The organism is Actinosynnema sp. CA-299493, assembly GCF_050946825.1.
Classification (GTDB): Bacteria; Actinomycetota; Actinomycetes; order Mycobacteriales; family Pseudonocardiaceae; genus Actinosynnema.
Genome location: NZ_CP191993.1, coordinates 6,664,472 through 6,681,328, shown reverse-complemented (window position 1 = coordinate 6,681,328; position 16,857 = coordinate 6,664,472). Strand labels below are relative to the sequence as shown.

The 16,857-nt window shown below is 70.1% G+C and carries 18 protein-coding genes; 11 read left to right on the top strand and 7 right to left on the bottom strand.

What is annotated here, in order from left to right; translation table 11 throughout:
• The first annotated feature begins 5 nt into the window (after window positions 1-5).
• A complete protein-coding gene (locus tag ACQPYE_RS27860; protein ID WP_498715560.1) occupies window positions 6-899 on the top strand; it encodes a type II secretion system F family protein in 894 nt (297 codons plus the stop codon).
• 62 nt (window positions 900-961) lie between these two features.
• Here ACQPYE_RS27860 and ACQPYE_RS27855 read toward each other — a convergent pair whose 3' ends face one another.
• Window positions 962-1,258 carry a hypothetical protein gene (locus ACQPYE_RS27855; RefSeq protein WP_498715558.1) on the bottom strand — a complete coding sequence of 99 codons (297 nt, stop codon included), beginning with the start codon at window positions 1,256-1,258 and terminating at the stop codon, window positions 962-964.
• Between the two features lie 139 nt (window positions 1,259-1,397).
• Between ACQPYE_RS27855 and ACQPYE_RS27850 the strand changes: the two genes are divergently transcribed.
• The 6 genes from ACQPYE_RS27850 to ACQPYE_RS27825 all read left to right on the top strand — a co-directional run bounded on the left by ACQPYE_RS27850 (window position 1,398) and on the right by ACQPYE_RS27825 (window position 6,629).
• Window positions 1,398-1,562 carry a hypothetical protein gene (locus ACQPYE_RS27850; RefSeq protein WP_498715557.1) on the top strand — a complete coding sequence of 55 codons (165 nt, stop codon included), beginning with the start codon at window positions 1,398-1,400 and terminating at the stop codon, window positions 1,560-1,562.
• 104 nt (window positions 1,563-1,666) lie between these two features.
• The gene (locus ACQPYE_RS27845) at window positions 1,667-2,014 is read left to right on the top strand and encodes a TadE/TadG family type IV pilus assembly protein (protein WP_498715556.1); all 348 of its coding nucleotides are present in this window, start codon (window positions 1,667-1,669) and stop codon (window positions 2,012-2,014) included.
• A gap of 108 nt (window positions 2,015-2,122) precedes the next feature.
• Window positions 2,123-2,530, top strand: a complete 408-nt coding sequence (locus tag ACQPYE_RS27840) for a pilus assembly protein TadE (protein ID WP_498715555.1) — start codon at window positions 2,123-2,125, stop codon at window positions 2,528-2,530.
• Window positions 2,531-2,613: 83 nt separating this feature from the next.
• Window positions 2,614-3,003 (top strand): hypothetical protein, encoded by a 390-nt coding sequence (locus ACQPYE_RS27835; RefSeq protein WP_498715553.1) that lies wholly within the window; start codon window positions 2,614-2,616, stop codon window positions 3,001-3,003.
• Window positions 3,004-3,047: 44 nt separating this feature from the next.
• Window positions 3,048-3,476, top strand: coding sequence for a hypothetical protein (locus ACQPYE_RS27830; protein ID WP_498715552.1), 429 nt, complete (start codon window positions 3,048-3,050; stop codon window positions 3,474-3,476).
• Window positions 3,477-3,602: 126 nt separating this feature from the next.
• Window positions 3,603-6,629: a BTAD domain-containing putative transcriptional regulator gene (locus tag ACQPYE_RS27825; RefSeq protein ID WP_498715551.1), complete on the top strand. Its 3,027-nt coding sequence runs from the start codon at window positions 3,603-3,605 to the stop codon at window positions 6,627-6,629.
• 155 nt (window positions 6,630-6,784) lie between these two features.
• On the opposite strand, the gene ACQPYE_RS27820 is transcribed toward ACQPYE_RS27825, so the two are convergent.
• On the bottom strand, window positions 6,785-7,216 hold the full coding sequence (locus ACQPYE_RS27820; RefSeq protein ID WP_498715550.1) for a DUF6892 domain-containing protein: 432 nt from the start codon (window positions 7,214-7,216) through the stop codon (window positions 6,785-6,787).
• A 1,104-nt stretch (window positions 7,217-8,320) separates the two neighbouring features.
• Between ACQPYE_RS27820 and ACQPYE_RS27815 the strand changes: the two genes are divergently transcribed.
• The 3 genes from ACQPYE_RS27815 (at window position 8,321) to ACQPYE_RS27805 (ending at window position 11,657) form a co-directional block, all read left to right on the top strand.
• Window positions 8,321-9,577 (top strand): AAA family ATPase, encoded by a 1,257-nt coding sequence (locus ACQPYE_RS27815; RefSeq protein ID WP_498715549.1) that lies wholly within the window; start codon window positions 8,321-8,323, stop codon window positions 9,575-9,577.
• A gap of 38 nt (window positions 9,578-9,615) precedes the next feature.
• The gene (locus ACQPYE_RS27810) at window positions 9,616-11,412 is read left to right on the top strand and encodes a vWA domain-containing protein (RefSeq protein WP_498715548.1); all 1,797 of its coding nucleotides are present in this window, start codon (window positions 9,616-9,618) and stop codon (window positions 11,410-11,412) included.
• Window positions 11,413-11,474: 62 nt separating this feature from the next.
• Window positions 11,475-11,657 (top strand): hypothetical protein, encoded by a 183-nt coding sequence (locus ACQPYE_RS27805; RefSeq protein ID WP_498715547.1) that lies wholly within the window; start codon window positions 11,475-11,477, stop codon window positions 11,655-11,657.
• Window positions 11,658-11,674: 17 nt separating this feature from the next.
• Here ACQPYE_RS27805 and ACQPYE_RS27800 read toward each other — a convergent pair whose 3' ends face one another.
• The 3 genes from ACQPYE_RS27800 to ACQPYE_RS27790 all read right to left on the bottom strand — a co-directional run bounded on the left by ACQPYE_RS27800 (window position 11,675) and on the right by ACQPYE_RS27790 (window position 13,494).
• Window positions 11,675-12,214: a pyridoxamine 5'-phosphate oxidase family protein gene (locus tag ACQPYE_RS27800; RefSeq protein WP_498715546.1), complete on the bottom strand. Its 540-nt coding sequence runs from the start codon at window positions 12,212-12,214 to the stop codon at window positions 11,675-11,677.
• 454 nt (window positions 12,215-12,668) lie between these two features.
• A complete protein-coding gene (locus tag ACQPYE_RS27795; RefSeq protein ID WP_498715544.1) occupies window positions 12,669-13,259 on the bottom strand; it encodes a hypothetical protein in 591 nt (196 codons plus the stop codon).
• 25 nt (window positions 13,260-13,284) lie between these two features.
• Window positions 13,285-13,494, bottom strand: coding sequence for a hypothetical protein (locus ACQPYE_RS27790; RefSeq protein ID WP_498723002.1), 210 nt, complete (start codon window positions 13,492-13,494; stop codon window positions 13,285-13,287).
• A gap of 222 nt (window positions 13,495-13,716) precedes the next feature.
• On the opposite strand from ACQPYE_RS27790, the gene ACQPYE_RS27785 reads away from it, so the two are divergent.
• Window positions 13,717-14,214 carry a DUF6933 domain-containing protein gene (locus tag ACQPYE_RS27785; RefSeq protein ID WP_498715543.1) on the top strand — a complete coding sequence of 166 codons (498 nt, stop codon included), beginning with the start codon at window positions 13,717-13,719 and terminating at the stop codon, window positions 14,212-14,214.
• A gap of 505 nt (window positions 14,215-14,719) precedes the next feature.
• On the opposite strand, the gene ACQPYE_RS27780 is transcribed toward ACQPYE_RS27785, so the two are convergent.
• Together ACQPYE_RS27780 and ACQPYE_RS27775 are read right to left on the bottom strand one after the other, a co-directional pair.
• On the bottom strand, window positions 14,720-15,658 hold the full coding sequence (locus tag ACQPYE_RS27780) for a DUF4192 domain-containing protein (protein WP_498715541.1): 939 nt from the start codon (window positions 15,656-15,658) through the stop codon (window positions 14,720-14,722).
• Window positions 15,659-15,725: 67 nt separating this feature from the next.
• On the bottom strand, window positions 15,726-16,592 hold the full coding sequence (locus ACQPYE_RS27775) for a MarR family transcriptional regulator (RefSeq protein ID WP_498715538.1): 867 nt from the start codon (window positions 16,590-16,592) through the stop codon (window positions 15,726-15,728).
• Between the last annotated feature and the right edge of the window lie 265 nt (window positions 16,593-16,857).

The following is a 16,857-nucleotide window of genomic DNA, read 5'->3' as shown; positions in this document are numbered from 1 at the left end:
GCGCCGTGATCACCTCCATCGCTCTGGGCATCGGGCTCGGGATCGGCCTGTGGGCCGTGGCGGTCTACCTGGTCCCGCCGCGCCCTGCCCTCGGCGCTGTCCTGGCCCGCGCCACGACGCCACCGGCGCCCGCGCCGATCCTCGCCACCGACGACACCGATTGGGCCGCACGGCTGGGTCGCCCCGCCGTCGCCCCGCTGCGTGCGCTCGGGTTGCCCGGTCCGCGCCTGGCGCGGGACCTCGCGGTCATCGGCCGGTCGACCTCGACCCACCTGGCGGAGAAGGCCACACTCGCCCTCGCCGGCCTGCTGCTGCCCGTGCTGTCGGCCGTGGTGCTCACGGTGGCAGGGCTGGGTCCGGGCTTGCGGTTCCCGGTCATCGCAGGTCTGCTGCTGGCCGTCGTGGGTTTCGTCCTGCCGGACCTGCACGCCCGCTCACAAGCCGCCAAGCTGCGCGTCGGGTTCCGCCACGCCCTGTCCGCCTACCTGGACCTGGTGTGGATCACGCTGGCCGGTGGTGCGGGGGTGGACAGCGCCTTGGGTGACTCGGTGAGCGTCGGCCGCGGGTGGGCGTTCGCCCAGATCCGCCGCGCCCTGGACACCGCCCGTCTGACCCGCACGACCCCGTGGGCGACCCTGCGCCGGTTGGGGGAGGAGTTGGACGTGACGGAGCTGTCCGAGCTCGCCGCCACGGTCAGCCTGGCCGGCACCGAGGGCGCCAAGGTCCGCGTCTCGCTGGCCGCCAAGGCACACGCCCTGCGGACCCACCAGATCACCGAGGCCGAGGGCGACGCACAGGCCGCGACCGAGCGCATGTCGCTGCCGGTCATGGCCCTGTTCCTCGGATTCCTCGTCTTCATCGCCTACCCGGCCCTGAGCCAGGTGCTCACCGGATTGTGAACGTCAGCCGCAACCGAAAGGGGATGATCACCGTGTCGGGGCAGAGCTGTCGCCCAGCCCGTTCAGGTGTCGGCGGTACCGAGTTCCTGATCGAGTCGTGCGCGCCAGTCGTTGTGGGCGAGACCGGCTGCGACGAGCAGGTCACGCCAGTCCGCCTCGACTACGGCCAACGCCGCACGCAGTCGTGTGAGGTCTCCGGCGGCCAGGATGACGATCGCCGCCTGGATGCGTTCGGTGCCCTCCGGCTCGCTGCCCCTCACTGATGGGCTGTCGGCGAGCAGACGAAGGATTCCGTTCGCGGAACCCGGCTCCGGGAAATCCCGGCGGATCCGCCTCGTCAAACGAGCTTCCGCTGCCATGGAGCGATCGTGCCAGACCCGACAGTCGCTGCGAGGAAATCAACGAAATTACAAGTGACGTACGGAAACCACCTGGTGTGGACACCGCGAACAGGAACGAACAAGGAGGAACGTGATGCTCCCGCAACTGGATGCATGGATGACGGTGCTGCGAGCTCGTTGGCAGGAACTGCGCAGGCTGCCCGATGCCGGGTACTCGACGGAGGCTGTCCTGGTGACCGCGCTGCTGGTGGTGGCCGCGCTCGCGGTGATCGCGATCGTGGTCGCCAAGGTCACCGAGAAGGCCAACGGGATCACGATGTGATCCACATGAGCCACGGACATCGCCTCCATGGGCGACCGCCACGGCGCGGCCATCGTGTCCGATGGGCGTTGCGCGGTGACGGCGGAGCGGTCAGCGCGGAGTTGGTGATCGCCACACCGCTGCTTCTGCTGATGCTGCTGGCGATCGTGCAGTTCGCGCTCTGGTCGCACGCCACCCACATCGCCCAGGCCGCCGCCTCGCAAGGCCTGGCCGCAGCGCGATCGCAGAACGGGACCTCGGCGGCCGGAACGGCGAGCGCACAGCAGATCCTCGACCAGCTCGCAGGCGGGCCCTTGACCGGCACCGCCGTCACCACCGACCGAGGGGTGACGGCGGCGTCGGTGCGGATCTCGGGCACCGCCAACTCCGTAGTGCCGTTCCTGAGCCTGCCGGTGCACGCCGAAGCCACCGGCCCGGTCGAACGGTTCGTCCCCGACCTGGAAAGCGGGTGAGGTGCGATGACCGCACCACCCACAACACCCGATACGCGCGCAACACCCCTCCGGTGCGGCCACGGTCGCCGACAGTGGTCGGCCTGGTGGCGGACTGACGACGGTTCCGTGGCCGCCGAAGTGACCATCGCCGCGCCGTTCCTGGTCATGCTGTTGGTGTTCGTGGGCGTGGTGATCCACCGGGGCGTGGACGCCCGTATCCGCATCGACGACGCCGCCCACCAGGCCGCCCGCGCCGCCAGCATCGAACGCACCCCCGCCGCCGCCACTGCCGCCGCCCAGTCCACCGCCGCCAGCGCGCTGTCACAGGCCGGGGTGACGTGCGCGTCCCTGTCGGTGAGCACCGCCACCGGAGGTCTGCGGCCCGGCAGCACGGTCAGCGTGACCGTGTCCTGCACCGTGGACTTCGGCGACGCGATCGTCCTCGGCGTACCCGGCGGCAAGACCCTCTCGGCCACCTCTGTCGAACCGGTCGACCTGTGGCGTTCGACATCGAACACCGGGAGCCTGACATGACCCGTCGACACCACGTTGCCCGTCATGGCGGAGGTGCAGCGTGGTGTTCGCGGGTTCGGTGGTGGCGTGCCGACGAGGGCGGGGTGACCGCGTTCGTCGTGGTGCTCACCACCGGCATCCTCGCCCTGGCCGGCCTCACCCTGGACGGCGGCCTCGCACTGGCCGCGAAGGTGCGGGCCAACGGCCAGGCCGAAGCCGCCGCCCGTGCCGGCGCACAGGCCATCGACCTCACCGCCTACCGCGCCACCGGCACCGTGCACCTGGTGCCCGCGCACGCGGTCGCCGCCGCCCAAACGCACCTGGCCATCGAAGGCGCCACCGGCACGGTGACCGTCTCCGGGGACACCGTCACGGTCACCGTGACCGCTACCCGGACCACCCAACTGCTCGGGCTGGTCGGCATCGGCTCCCTGTCGGTGCACGGCCAGGGCAGCGCCCATCCGCAGCGCGGGGTGACCGCCATCGATCCCTGACCACCGCTGTCCACCGTGAATGCCGACCGGAGAAGGAGAAGAGCATGGCAACGCCCGAGGAGATCCGCCGCCGCGTCGAACAGACCGACACCGCCCGCAGCGCGCGACGGGCCGCCGCCGCACAGCAGGTCGGCGAACTCGCCCAGCGCCGCGCCGCCGTCCTGGACCAACTCGAAGACGTCGAGCGGGAGCTCGGCGACGTGCTCGCCGAGGCCCAGGACGTCATCGGCGTCGACGAACTGGCCGAGTTCACCGACCTCAAGCCCGCCGACCTCACCGCCTGGCTCGCCGGCCGCAAACCCGGTCGCGGCAAGCGCAAGAAGCCCACCGGCACCTCCAGCGCCCAAGGCGACGACCGTCGCGGCCCGGAATCGAGGACGTCGACGTCCGGCCAAGCACCCGTTCCGCGCGGAGTACTGGCCGCAGCCAGGCCGCAGGGCGCAGCTGAGGGTCCGGTCGCGCAGGCGAGCTGACTTCCCTCCGGGCCGGAGTCCTTATCCTGCTGTGGAAACGAGCACGTGATGACGGCACCACCGCACCCTCCCCGCCGAACGCTGCCGCGAGAACGCGGTCGGGCACGGCGTGCTGCTGCTGGGCACGTGCTCGGGTCGCTCGCGCAACTGGTGCGCGGCTTGCTGGCCGCTGCCGTTCTCGGAGCGTTGTTGGCGGGGTTGCCGTGGGCGCTGACGCACTTCGTCGGCTGGCCGCTGCCGAACCACCTGCCCACCTGGGCGGAGATCCAAGGCGTGCTGCTCGGCCCGATGACCACGACGTTCCTGCTGGACTCCCTCGCCTGCCTCACCTGGCTGGTCTGGGTCTTCTTCGCCCTCGACGTCGCCCGCTGCGCGATCGACATCGCCCGCGACGCACGAGCGCCGGACCTGTTCGCGACCGGGCCGGTCCACCGGATCGCGGCCGTGCTCGTCGGCGCGGTCCTGATCGCGCTACTCGGCCAGCGCGCCGGTCTTCCCGCATCACCCCTGCACGCAGTCGGACCGGGCAGCACCGACGTGGTCGCGGCGGGTCCGGCCTGGAACCAGCCGTCCGAGCAAGCCTCAACCCGGGTGCGCCCGACCGCTCACACCTCGCCCCTCCGGGCAGCGCCCGGTGGGGCCGACGAGCGGCCCGCCCGTGCGACCTCTGCCGTGGTGCTCCCGTACGACCCCGAGACGGGCGTGTACGACTCGCTGTGGCGCATGGCCGAACGCGCGCTGGGCGACGGCACCCGCTGGCCGGAGATCTATGAGCTCAACCACGGCAAACCCCAACCCGACGGCGGCACGTTCACCCGGCCCAGCCTGGTCTTCCCCGGTGAAGAGCTGGCCCTGCCCGACGACGCCACCGTGCCCGGGACACCGCCGCACCAACCCACTTCACCATCGCCGACCACCGCGACGCCGCCGTCCACCAACCCGCCGACACCGGCATCCACCCCCACACGACTACCTGCCACAACCTCGCAGGATTCCCGGGTGCCGGCCACACCGCCGTCGTCGAGCACCGACGCGCCCGCCGGACCAGGGTTCAGCTGGGGCGAGGAGCTGTTCGTCGGACTCGGTCTGGTTTCGGTGATCAGCGCCGCTCTGGTCGTGGTACGCCGCCGCAACCGGCGTGACTACCGGCCTGGAAGCGGCGACCGCAGCGACCTCCCCGTCGCCCCGGTGGTGTACCAGCTACGGCTTGCACACCTGCGTGCCGACCAAGGCGGCCACGGCCCAGGTCGCGCTGACGACGACCTGGCCCACGACCGGACGGGCCGACGGGAACCGGTACCGCCGATCGTGCTCGGCCACGACGACCACACCCCCGACGATCAGGCGCCGGTTCTGCCGGTCGGCGTGCGCGACGGCCGCGAGATAGCCCTGAGCCTGGCCACGACGCGTGGTCTGGGCCTGCTCGGCGCGGGTGCCGCCGGCGCGGCCCGCGCGTTGCTCCTCGCCGCCCTGACCACCGCGGACGAAGCGGCCACGGTACTCGTTCCGGTCGAGGACCTCGCTGTCCTGGCGGGTCGGCGGGCGGTGCAGGCGTCGCTCCCGGCCGGTCTGCACGTGGTGCCCGACCTCGACGCGGCCTTGGACGTGCTGGAGTCCGAGACCCTGGTGCGTGCCGGCCAACGCCGGTCCACCGACCGCCCGTCGGGGCCGATCGTGCTGGTGGCCCGCACCCCAGGTCGGCAGTCGCGACGGTTGCAGGCGGTGTTGGACAACGGAGCGGCCGTCGGCGTCACCGGGCTGCTGCTGGGGCAATGGAACTCAGGGGTGACCGCCTACGTCCGCGACGACGGCACCATCTCCGCGACCAGCCCCGGCATGGGCGAACCACTGCGCGGCACCCGAGTGTTCCGGCTCGGCGACGACCACACCACCGATCTCCTGACCCTGCTGCACCGTGCCGCCCCCGACGACGCGACCGAAACCGAACACACTGCTGACAACCCTCCGCTACCGGTACTTCCTCCTCGTCTTCACGCCGGTTCGGACGCATTCACCGTGGCCCCCGCTGATAGCGGTGAGGGTGGCCGACACGACGAGTACCCGGTCGCCGAGGAACCAGCCGACGACGAACTGGAACTGCCGGTCGCCCGCAGCGGTGTCAAACGACGGGACGCCCGCGACCTGGAAATCTTCGCGACGGCGTCCACGACCTCGCCCGGTTCCCGGTTGCGCCCCGACCGACCCACGCGCACACGAACTGAACCCCGCGCCGACCACACGTCACCGGTCACCAGCCCTGGCCATTCCCAGGACCACAGGTCTGGCGACGTTGCCCGTCCTACCCAAGGTGTCCCGTTCGTGCCGATGCGGCTCAGCGTGCTGGGACCGCCGCAGGTGTGGTGGCGTCCCGAGTCGGCAGGACCCGACGGTGACATCACCGAACGCGAGATCAGCTCCGCCTTCCAGCCGCGGCTGCGCGAGCTGCTGGTGTTCCTGGCCCTGCACCCCGACGGCGCCAGCCGTGAAGCGCTCATCTCCGCACTGTGGGCCACCAGCCCGCCGGAGAAGACCACCAACGCGATGAACACCAGCTTCAGCCGCCTTCGCCGCGCCGTCACGGCTGCGACCGAGGGTGCCCTGTCGGACGTCCTGCTGGCGGGCGAAGGCCGGTACCGCCTCGACCCCGGCCTGGTGGAGGTCGACTACTGGTCCTTCGCCGCCGCCGTGACCGCCCGCCGCACCGCCGCCACCGACCACCAACGAGTCGAGACCTACCGGCGCATCGTCGACACCTACCGCGGCCCGCTGGCCGACGGGATCAGCACCGACTGGATCGAAACCGCGCGGGAGGCCATCCGCCGCGACGCCATCGACGCCGTCGCCGCACTGGCCCGCGCCCTGGTCGAGCACGACCCCCAGCAGACGCTGGACCTGCTGGAGATCGCACGGACCTTCGACCCGCACAACGAACTGATCTACCGCGACATCATGCGACTGCAGGAACGCCTCGGCCGGCTCGACGCCATCCCGCGCACACTCACCCTGCTGACCACCAGACTCGCCGAAGTCGACGACCGGCCCACCCCGCAGGCGATCAGCCTGGCCGACCGGCTGCGCCACCGCCACGACACCACCGCCGACGTCCCTCACCTGTCAGCGACCGACCGACGCGGGCACAACAGGGCAGGTTGACGAATCCGACGAAGTGCTGCACCGCCCAGGCGCGTCCACGACACCTGACCTTGAATCGCTTGCCGCGCGGGCAGGTCCCAGGGGAGAAGGGAAGCCTTGAGGAGTTCTTTCTGCGAGGGGCGAGGGCCGTTGAGTGGTGGCGATGGACGTGTTGGTCAGCCCACGGCGATGCCGCGGGCTTTGAGGGTGTCTGCGGCGTCGGGGGCGGACATCATGGACTCGTTGCCGCCGTGGATGACGCGGAGGTTGGGGAGCAGGGCGAGGTCGTCCAGTGAGGTGACGTCGAAGAGGTCGTCCTCTCCGTCCCAGAACGGCGAGCACTGGTGGTAGATCTCCAGGCCGCCGTCGGTGGTCAGTTCCTCCACGGTGGCCAGTTGGTCGGGGGTGATCTCCAGGTCGGTGAAGTACTGGCGGGCTTCCTCCAGGACGGTGTACAGCAGGTCCTGTTGGTACAGGTACTTCCAGAGGTCGCCGGTGGCGCCCTTGGCGTGGAGGACGTCGGCGATCCGGAAACGGGGCTGGATCACCTTGTCCTGGTACATGAGCTTGTCGATGACCAGCAGCTTGAAGTTGAAGTCGCGGAACATGCCCCCTATCTACCAGGTCGCCCCGACAATCGGGGCAGTCAGCACACACCCACACTGATCGACGAAACGTGCACACCGACGTCGGTCGGCACAGCAGCACACCGTCGGCGGCGGTCAGCACGCCGCCCAGAGCACCGGTCCAGGTGTCGTTCAACTGTCCTGTGCAGACATCCGAGGTCGGCTGTGGACATCCTCTTCCGAGGACTCGGCGGCTTCGGCAAGTATTCGACTCCGAGGAAGAGTTGCTTCGACCCGTCGGACGCTCTGGCCTGGCACGGTATGCCTTCATTTGGGGTGTGAGCCGGAATGCTATCGTGCGGGATGTCGTCTCCAGTTATTCCGGTTTCACTGCGGTGCGGGTTGATCGATGCCGGAATTTCGGTCCGGCGCGGCGAGTCTTCAAAGTTGAGATGGAGATGGTGAGTGGTCATGTTCCCTTGAGAGTCCGCTAAAAGCAGAGTCGTCGGTCGTCGCGCTGAGTGACTGTCATGGAGATCGACTGCGCGTACGGTGACTTCCGCCGGAGGGGCGCATGGGGGATCACATTGGGGATCAGGTCGGGGATCCTGTTAGGGCACTACCTTCTCCATCCGGCGAAGAAGCTGGTCAGGGTGCTGCAAGAGGATCCGCTGGTATCCCAGACTCGCTTGCTCGCAAGCCGGTGAACATCGGGCGGTCTCGCAGTCTCGCGCCTGTCGGTCGCTCCACGCCTTCCGGTCTGCCTTCTCTCAGCTCATGATTTCTGTCCTTCGCTCTACTGAAATGAATTCCCCGATCTCGTTCACCATATTTAGTTCGGTCCACGTCTCTGCTTTGCCTTGAAGTCGTCCGATTCGTTCTCTTGGGATCGTGGCGGTTCGGATGGCTGGCTGCACGTCGATGGTCCGTGGTGAACGCGATTGCGATCGCTGGTCTGAGAAGAGTCTTGAGAAGAAGTCGTCATTCGAGTTGTATCTTGTGTGGTGTCGAGCAATAATTGAATTAGGCCGGGAAGTCGGAAACCTTTCGAATGTCATGCCCGGCGTGAGCCATGTCTCGACTACGGCCCTGACGTCCCTTCCCTGAACGTCCACACCGGTCCCTGCCGCTATCACCCTGTACGCCATGGAAGGACATGCGATGCCGCCGACCGCACCACCCACGACCGTCACCACCACCGCGCCCACCGCGAAGGCAAGTGGGTCGGTGTCGCGGTTGCGCAGCGGTGAGCTGCGCGCGATGGTCGCGAGGGTCCTCGCCGACAGTCCTGGTACCGCGCTGACGCCGCGTGCCATCGCGCACGCGTTGAACCGGTCCTCCGGTGCGGTGGGCAACGCGTGCCGGGTGTTGGCGGACCAGGGCGCGGCGGTGGTCGCTTCTGCCACGCCGCTGGCCTATCGGGCGACCGCGACCACGACATCCGCCGCCGCGACCGCGTTCACCGCCGCACCATCCCGAACGCCCCGTCTCAAGCCGCTCGCCGCGCCGTCCGCCACGGTGCCCATGAGCGCTGCCGCGCGCACCGTGGCGGCGACCGGTCCAGCACCGGGGAAGGCACGGTCGGCGGCCGTGGTGACAGGTCCGGTGCTGCGCCCCAACGGCACCGAGTACCACCCGCGCCTGTTGGCGGGCACTTCGTTGCCGGATGTGACGGCGTTGCGGCGGTTGCGGGAGGCCGGTGTCGCCGCGCTGCTGTACGGGCCTCCCGGCACGGGCAAGACGTCTGTGGTGGAGGCGGCGTTCCCGGACTGCGTCACGGTGCAGGGCGACGGGGACACGGTGGTCGCCGACCTGGTGGGCGATTACACCAAGACCCCGGACGGGGAGTTCGTGTTCGTGCACGGTCCGCTGGTGCGTGCGATGCGCGAGGGCGTGCCGCTGTTCATCGACGACGCCACCCTGATTCCGCCGACCGTGCTCGCCGTGGTCTACCCCGCGATGGACGGCCGCCGGCAGATCGTCGTGAAGGCCAACGGCGGCGAGGTGGTGGACGCCGCACCGGGGTTCTACGTGGTCGCCGGGCACAACCCCGGTGTGCACGGGGCGGTGCTCACCGACGCCCTCTCCAGCCGGTTCTCGGTGCAGGTCGCGGTGTCGTCGGACTACGACCTCGCCGACCAGTTGGGGGTCGACAAGAAGGCGGTACGGGTGGCGCGCAACCTGGCCACCCGGCAGGAGCGGGGCGAGGTCGGCTGGGCACCACAACTGCGGGAGTTGCTGGCGTTCAAGAAGGTCGCCGCCGTGCTCGGGGTGGACGCCGCCGCCGCGAACCTGGTGGGCATCGCGCCGGAGGAGGACCGGGAGACCGTCGCCGCCGTGGTGCGCGACGCCTTCGGTCGCACCGTGAAGCCACTCGCCCTCGGTGCCCGCATCACCCCCTGACCCTGCCACCCCGTGACCGCTGCGTAAGGACTCCGACCATGAGCACCCACTTCACCGCCGACCCGACCGTCACCGGTGCCGCCGTGTTCCCGACCCGCCCGGAGTGGCTGGCCCTGTCCGCCGCGTTCGCCGACGAGGTCCCGGTGATCGCCGACCGGGACGACCTCGTGGTCAGCGTCGCGCCCGGTGCGGGCAGTGGTGCCCCGGCGTGTTTCTACCCGGCCCGCGCGCTGATCGAGGTCGACGGCGACCACCTCGGCGTCGACCCCGCCACCGTCAATCCGTCCGACCTCTCCGACCGGTCCCGCTACGCCTCGGCGTGGGGTGCGCTGACCCATGAGTGCGGGCACGCCCGTCACACCGCCTGGGAACCGCCGTGCGACGCCCCGTCGGGTGTGGTGGCCGCCGCAATGCTGTTGGAAGAGCCGCGCATGGAAGCCGCGCAGGTCCGTCGCCGGCCGGATGACCGGCACTGGTTGCGGGCGTGCGTGCGCGGCATCGTCGTCGCCGACCTGCACCTGTTCGCCGACCCCGCCACCGCCCCGCAGATGACCAAGGCCGACGCCGCCCGCGCCGCCGCCCTGCTCCTGGGACGGGCGGACGCCGGTGTGCTGACCCGCGTCGAGGTCGCCCCGGTCGCGCGGGTGGTGCGGGACGTGCTCGGCGAGGACACCCTGGACGAGTTGCGGGCGGTGTGGCGCACGGCGTTGCGCACCGCCGACGACGACGGCGAAACCATGCTCGACCTCGGCCGGCGGTGGTGCGAGATCACCGGCACCGACCCGGACACCGGCGACCCCGACCCCGGCGCGGAACCCGATCCCTCCGGCACACCCGACCCCTCCAGCGGCACCACAACCGGTAGCGGAACGGGCATGCCCCCGGTCGGTGCCCCGCCGTCGCCGTTGGCGGGTGCGATCGCCGCCGTGTTGGACAACGTGGCGGGCAGGGTGGCGCGGGAGAAGGCACCGGAGGACCCCGCCGCCGTCGCCGCCGCCGACAGGGCGCGTGAGGCCGCCGCCGACCAGGTAGCCCGTCGGGCGGCACGCGGTGTGTTCCAGGCCGGTGGTCCCCGGGACGGGCGCACCGCCACGACGGGCACCCGCCCACCCACCCTGCGGGAACGCACGGCCGCGCGGGTGTTGGCGCGGGCATTGGACACCGCCGGCCTGAGGGAACGGGTCGCGGTCAAGTCCGCCTCGGCAGTGCCGCCGGGGCGGTTGCGGATGCGCGGCGTGCTCGCCGCCGAAGCACAACGCGCGGCCGGGGCGACCGTGACCGCGCAACCGTTCACCCGGATCACCCGCACCCCGGTCACCACGCCGCCGTTGCGGATCGGGGTGGCGTGCGACGTGTCCGGCTCGATGGGCTGGGCACGCGCCCACGTGGCCTCGGCGGCGTGGATCCTCGCCGACGCCGCCCGCCACACCAGGGTCCCCACCCAGACCGCCAGCGTGATCTTCGGCCACCACGTCCGCCCCCTGACCCACCCCGACAAGCACCCCGCCGGGGTCACCGAGTTCGAGTCCCGCGACAACTGGGAGGACGTCCCCACCGCCCTGCACGCCCTCGACGGAGCCCTCGGGCTGTCCCGCCCCGGCGCGGCACGCCTGCTGGTCGTGGTCTCCGACGGCCGGTTCCGCGACCAACCCCGCCACGACGGACAGCGCGCACTCGACCGGCTGCGCACGACCGGGTGCGCGGTGCTGTGGCTGAGCACCGACCCCGACGACACCCCGCTCGGCGGGGCGACCGTGCACCTGCTGACCGATCCCGCCACCACCGCCCAAGCCATCGGACGCGCGGCCACCGCCGCCCTCCGCGCCACCCGCTGACCCCGCCGGATCCGGGGCCGGTACCGCACCCCGAACCGCCCCATCGGCCGACCACACGCGAGATGACCACGATGACCGACACCGCGCCCGGGCACGAGACCCTCCGCAACTGGGCCCGCACAGCCGAACAGGCCCAAGCCGCTCCGCCGGCGGGCGGCGTGTCGGCCGATGAGCGCCAGGAGCTGCGCAAGCACGTGGCTGAAGACGTCAACCTCGACTGGCCCCGGAGTGACGGCCTGGGGTGAACCCGCGCGGGCTCTGTTCAGGCTGGCGGTTGTTGGTCGAGCAGCCCGGCGGGGTCGGTGCTGTAGGCGACCATCCAGCTGGGGTTGATGCGGTACCAGATGTTGTCGTCCCAGAACGGGTCGTCGTTGTCGCCGTGGTAGTGGTTGACGAGGTAGTCGCGGATTGCTGGCCAGGTCGGGTCGCTGCTGGTCCCTTCGGGGTTGAGCGGGACGGCCTGTCCGTGTGTGAAGATGCCGAGCTGCTCGCCGCGCATGAAGGTGGCGCTGATGCCGGGCCGGGCCGCGAGATGACGGGCTTTGGCGGCCTGGCGGTGGGTGCCGAAGATCCAGCGGCCGTGCAGGAGGTGTCCGTCGGCGCCGCTGATGCGTGGCTCGCCGCGCCGGGTGACCGTGGCGATGGCCAGGGTGCACATGCCTTGGCAGACTCGGACGACCTGCTCGGCATTCAAGGTGCTCTCACCTGGCCGGATGATCGATTTGAGGTGGCTGCCGGAGCCGGCCAGGGACGTGTCGAGCAGGAGTTGGAGGCTGTGGAGCTCGTCGGGAGTTTCGAACACTCGACCAGTCAATCAGCTCCCACCGACAGTGTCGGCTCGGTGCGCGGTCGCCGACCGGGTGTGGGCGAGTCGGTAGGAGGTGGGCGCCGGTCTCTGGGATGTTGCCGGCGAAGGTGAGTCAGTTGGTGATCGCAGCGCGGAGGCGTGGGTTGGTGAAGGTGTGGGGCCAGCCATCTGGGCCGGCGTGAGTTCGACGATGCGGTATGTCCGTCCCTCGGCGACATCAAGGGCACCAAGGCCGGGCGGGGACCCGCTTCGACCGCCTATCTCAGCCACGTCCTTGACGGCTGCGGGCTCTCGCCCCGCGTCATCCGCAGCACCCGCCTGGTCGACCTGGGCAACACCATGGACCCGAAACTCGTCGCCGCCGCGTTCGGCATGGACCCCCAAGCGCCACTGATCTACCTCGCTGACCACATCGACGGCATGCGCCTTCCTGCGAGCAGGCCGACGCTCACCCCGGAACGATGCCGTGACCGTCGGTGCGAGAATCGCCTGTGTATAAGGCATCCCACCACCGCGCCCCGCCTGCCACGAACTGCTCAAGCTCGATCTTCTGGCCGTGCCGATCAACGACGCTCAATTCGGTGAACCACAACCGCAGGTCCAGGTGACGGCTCACGGTCGCGCCCTCTTGGAACAGGTCCAACACGTGGTCTGCCGCCTCCGCGGACAGCACCTCGTCCAGGCTCAACCGCTCACACCAATGCACCCAGGATTCATCTGGAGGATCAATGAAGTCCCAGCCATAGATCGCTGATCCGCTGAATTCGCGCACCACGGCGTCGAGGCGGTCGAGCGTGACCGGCGTGACTGCGGCTTCCCTATCGTCCCACCACCCCTCGCGCAACGACGCTGCGACACGCGTCACCCCTCGAACGGCGAGGGCCACCACGGTGTCGGCCGGCGGGGGTCCATCCTCGGGCAAGGTCAGCACCTCAAACCACACCATGGCACTGCGCACCGCGCGATCGACCTGCACCGACAGGAACCGGCTTTCGTTCAACGCGACGTTCAGACCACTCCGGATGTCCTCGGTAAGCACCAACCGAGCCTAGGATGCCTGCGGCTCACACGCACGTTGATTCCTTTCGCCGTGTTCCCGGAGAACTCGGTGCGTTTCGGCGCTGCCTGACACAGGTTCGCGCGAACCTGTGCGCTTTGGAGAAGGGCTGGTCGGAGGCGATGGCGGTGGAGTTGGTCTTCTCGCGTTCGGTGAGGACCTGGAAGAGCGGTTGGGTGTCGCGGCGGTCGGGTTCCCTGTAGCCGAGCTCGTCGATGACGATTCCCGAGGACGGCCAGTTGTGGTGGTTGGTTGCAGTTCCCGCTCGCGGCCGGATGCGCGGTCGGTGACAAGCGCAGCCTTGCCTCCGCGCTCGTCACGTCGGACCGGTTCGCGCCGCCGCGGGCGAGCCGCGCCGAGCCGGGTCTCCGTGACCGGCGTCGGCGTCGACGGCTGACGTGGTGGTGTGCCGCGGTCGGGATCGGGGCAGAATGGTCGGGTGTTGATCGTGCGTGCCACCAGGAAGCTGCTGCGTCTGACGGGTCCGCCCACCGCGCCCGCCGACGATCGGGGCACGACGTTGCTGGGCCCCTGGTACGCCACGGTCCTGTTCTGGCGGCCTCGGGTCGTGCTGCTGGTCAACGAGGTGACGTTGCTGCCCGTGCTGCTGCCTTTGGCACCCGCGAAGACTCTGGCCGGCAGGCTCTCCGAGGAGATTGGCACGGTGCTGACCACCCTCGACACGCCGTCCGCGATCGTCGACCAGGAACAGCGACACATGCGGACCGCTCAGTTCGGTGTCACCGCCAACCGCAGCGTCGTGGGGGTGATGGTCGACTTCGCCCGCCTCGCGGAGATCCACCACGACGACGATCCCACCGTGGACCTCGTCGCACTCGCGGTCCGACTGGCCGCGACCCCGTGCAGCCCGCTGTACGGCAGGAACGTCAGTCCGGACCGTGAACTCGCCGCGACGTTGCAGGCGATCACGACCTGACACCGGGCACGAGACCGGTCATGTCCACCGGTACGCCACGGAGCACGCGGCCCAGTCTGCCGGCGATGAGACGGCCGGTAGCAGGCAAGCTCACCGAGCGTGGTGACGACACGGCCGGATACCTCCCCGCCAAGTGGCCGTCAGGGGGAGAGCGAACTGGCCACTGACAGTTCGCGCGCGTCGACGTGCCCGGCGGCGATGGTGCCGGTGGGCCGTCTGCAGGTTGTGGGAGTGGAAGCGGTCGGTGCCGACCGATGACGGTCGCGCGTGCACTACGCACGACGCGGCACTGTTCGTCGTCCGGACGCGTTGGTCCGGCCCGACGCCGAGCGGTCGACTCGCGAGTGGCCGGCCTTGATCGCAGCACGGGATCGAGGGTCCTCGGGCCAGGGGCGACCTGGTCGCGTCTGTGAGAGGGAACAGCCGTCGGCGACCCTGGTTGGCCGCCGACGGCTGGTTCGGGATCAGGTCGGAGAGGACGGCATCCGGTGCTCGGGTGGTGACGTCACAGCTCTGCGATCAGTTCCCGGCTTTGCCTGGCCATTTCAGGTAGGGCGTCCGCAGTGACGCCGTTGCGCAGGGCGGTGCCGAGCAGTTCGCCGAGACGATGCCCGGGGCAACTGCGTGTGGCGAGTCCGATCGCGGCGGCGGCTAGGTCGAGGTCTCCTCGGGTGTAGGCGAACGCGGCCAGGAGCGCGGCGGGTTCGGCTCGTTCGGGTGTGGGGCTGGCCCGGACCAGTTCGGTCCACAGCGCCTCGGCGTGCCCGGCGTGCTCGCCGAGGGCGAAGGACAGGCAGGCGTCGCGGACCAGTGGGTTGGTCAGTGCGAAGGCCAGGTCGGCGACTTCGCGGTCGGTCAGTGGGTGGGTGCGGTCGGCGGTGCGGAGTACGTGTTCGTGCAGCAGGTCGAATCGGTGTCGCCGAGGGCTGGGCCGGCCGGGGGAGGTGGAGCGGTCCTCGGCGGTGGGGTCGGTTCGACGGTGGAGGTCGTCGAGCAGTTCGACCCGTCGTGCGAGGGCGTCCTGCGGGTCGGGCAGCAGGGCGGTGGGGATGATGGTGCCGACGGTGGCGCGGTCGGTGACGACCCAGACCTGCTGTCCGTCGAAGGTGTAGATCCAGTCGGCGTGGCGCAGGTCCGGCCACGGCCAGGGCCACCCGTCCGCCGGTGGATAGCGCAGACCGTCGTCCTGGTCGGCCCACGCGTCGACCAGGTCGGCCACGGCGGTGGCGAAGGCATGGGGGTCGGTTGCCTCCAGCAGCCTCCGGCCGGACTCGATGGCGCGCAGTGATGCCGGGTCGGCGTGGCCTTGGACGGATCCGAGCCAGCGCGGCTGGGCGTCGTGTTCGTCGTGGAAGTCGGCGATGGCGTGGCAGGGCGGCGTGGAGGTGAGGGCGTGCTCGTCGTGATCGGTGGTGGTGGCGTCCGCCGGGTCGGTGATGGGCATGGTTGTGCTCCCGTAGGTCGTTCGGTGTGGGTGGCGGGGGCGGGAGATGCCCGCGCCCCTGCGCCCGTCAGTTGCGTACGGCGGAGTCGTCGGAGGTCGGGGCGAGCGCGTACTTCTTGGGCTTGTCGCTGGTGCGCACGGCATAGCCGCCGGCGGCCAGCTTCTCCAGCGCGTTGTGCACCGCACCGGCCGACCGGTTCAGCGCCTTGCCCACGGTGTTTGGGCTGAAGTCCTGACCGGAGTGCTCCCGCAGGTAGTCCTCGACCAGCCCGCGCAACGCCCCCGACGCCAACCGCCCGCCCTTCGACCCCACGCCCGCCTGTGCCTTTTCGGCCGTAGCCGGAGGGTCGTCGGAGGGCACGTCACCCAACTCTGCGACGGGCTGTTCCTGGACGGGTCGGTCACCGGTCGGTCCGTCGTCCGCAGGTCGATCGTCATCGGAGCTCTGATCAACGTCCGTCGGTGTGGTGTTTGTCGGCTCGGTTGGATGGTCGTCGTCGGGCGCGGCGTCGATCGTGTCGGGCGTGTTCTGCTCGATCGGTGCGGGCGGACCGGCCTGCGTGGTGTCTGCCGTGTCGACGTCACCGGTTGGAACCTGGTGGTCCGCGCGGGTCGGGTCGGTGTCGGTTTCGGTGATCGCCCACAGGTCGGCGGCGCGCCGCCCACCGTTGGCGATGCCGAGGGTGCGGGTGAGGCTGCCGTCGTTCGCCCACTTGACGAGAAGCTTCTGCGCTGTCGACCTTCCGATCGCCGCCGTCTCGGCAAGGTCGGCGGCGGTGCTGTTCGGGTTGGCGTGCAACGCCGCCCACAGCTTGTTCTCCACGTCCGTGCGGGCCTTGACGACGGTCGTGCGATCGGGAACTGACCGCAGGATCGGTGCAGGGACGGGCTCGGGGGTGGTGTGGGTTTCGCGGGTGCGGGTCTTGCTGGACACGACTACCTCGATTCGAGCTTGTGATCGATGCGGTGGTCATGCCCCGGCCGGAGCGGGTGCGGCCCCGCGGTGCGCATCCGATGGTTCCGGGCCGCACGACTATGAACGCTTCCTTCGCGCTATGAAGTCAAGTCGTCTGTCGAGGAACCATGACCGTCTCGTGTGGACATTGAGGTCCACGTGACTTGACGTACCCATAAGGGTTCATTCCATCGGTGATCCCGCACATCGGTTGACATGACCGCCTCAATGGAGCGTCCATACA

What these genes read in the sequence shown, in the direction of transcription:
- ACQPYE_RS27855 (WP_498715558.1), bottom strand. Translation starts at nt 1,258, where the DNA reads ATGGCAGCGGAAGCTCGTTTGACGAGGCGGATCCGCCGGGATTTCCCG.
- ACQPYE_RS27850 (WP_498715557.1), top strand. Translation starts at nt 1,398, where the DNA reads ATGACGGTGCTGCGAGCTCGTTGGCAGGAACTGCGCAGGCTGCCCGAT.
- ACQPYE_RS27830 (WP_498715552.1), top strand. Translation starts at nt 3,048, where the DNA reads ATGGCAACGCCCGAGGAGATCCGCCGCCGCGTCGAACAGACCGACACC.
- ACQPYE_RS27820 (WP_498715550.1), bottom strand. Translation starts at nt 7,216, where the DNA reads ATGTTCCGCGACTTCAACTTCAAGCTGCTGGTCATCGACAAGCTCATG.
- ACQPYE_RS27815 (WP_498715549.1), top strand. Translation starts at nt 8,321, where the DNA reads ATGGAAGGACATGCGATGCCGCCGACCGCACCACCCACGACCGTCACC.
- ACQPYE_RS27810 (WP_498715548.1), top strand. Translation starts at nt 9,616, where the DNA reads ATGAGCACCCACTTCACCGCCGACCCGACCGTCACCGGTGCCGCCGTG.
- ACQPYE_RS27805 (WP_498715547.1), top strand. Translation starts at nt 11,475, where the DNA reads ATGACCACGATGACCGACACCGCGCCCGGGCACGAGACCCTCCGCAAC.
- ACQPYE_RS27780 (WP_498715541.1), bottom strand. Translation starts at nt 15,658, where the DNA reads ATGCCCATCACCGACCCGGCGGACGCCACCACCACCGATCACGACGAG.